The sequence below is a fragment of the Pararobbsia alpina genome (assembly GCF_902859895.1).
In the GTDB taxonomy this organism is placed as follows: Bacteria; Pseudomonadota; Gammaproteobacteria; order Burkholderiales; family Burkholderiaceae; genus Pararobbsia; species Pararobbsia alpina.
This window is the reverse complement of record NZ_CADIKM010000183.1, coordinates 1-899: the sequence shown is the minus strand read 5'-3', so window position 1 is coordinate 899 and position 899 is coordinate 1. Positions and strand designations below refer to the sequence as shown.

Below are 899 nucleotides of genomic sequence, written 5' to 3'. Positions count from 1 at the left end.
CGATCGAACGCATCGAGCTGGAGCCGGGATGACAGATGAAAGGCGCTCGCCGCGCAAGGCCACCGTCACACTCGCTATGGCGACCGCGGCGCTGGCGGCAGTAATCTTCATCGTCGATACGGTCGTGGTGCTCGACATCGCCCTCGCGACACTCTATGTGATTGTCGTGCTGATCGCCGCGCGCTTTTGCAAGTCGCGGGGGGTAGTGCTTGTCGGACTCGGCTGCATAGGGCTATCGGTCATCAGCTGGGCGCTCGCGCCGCCCGCCCGCCCCAGCGCGGAGACCCTCATCAACGAGTGCATCAGCATCGTTACGATCGGCCTCGTGACAGCCCTGGCTTTGCACGCCCAGCAGACGGTATCGACGCTGCGCAATCAGGCGAGTCTCCTCGACCTGACGCACGACCCCATCTTCTCGCGCGACATGGACGGCAAAATCCTCTACTGGAATCGCGGCGCCGAGGAGTTGTATGGATTCAAGCGCGCGCAGGCGCTCGGGGCTGTCGCGCACACGCTCCTGCAAACGACGTTCGTCACGCCGGTCGAGCAGATCATGGCCAGGCTGCTGCGCGAAGGTCGCTGGGAAGGCGAGCTCGTTAACCGAAAGGTGGACGGCACGCCCGTCGTCGTAACGAGCCGCTGGTCGCTTCAGAACGACAATGCAGGACAACCCGCGCTGGTCCTGGAGACTAACAACGACATCAGCGAACGCAAGCGAATGGAGGATGCGCTGCAGCGGGCACAGTCCGATCTCGCGCGATTGAACCGAGTCCTAGTGGTCGGCGAACTGACCGCGTCGATCGCCCATGAAGTCAATCAACCGCTCGCTGCCGTCATCACGAATGCGGACGCGGGCCTGCGCTGGCTCGATGCCCATCCGCCGAACCTTGAGGAAGTCC

General features: G+C 63.5%; 1 protein-coding gene. It reads left to right on the top strand.

All coding sequences use genetic code 11. The features are described from left to right. Nucleotides 1-28: 28 nt before the first annotated feature. A partial coding sequence (locus HV670_RS30165) for a PAS domain S-box protein (protein ID WP_175108565.1) occupies nt 29-899 on the top strand: 871 nt, incomplete at its 3' end.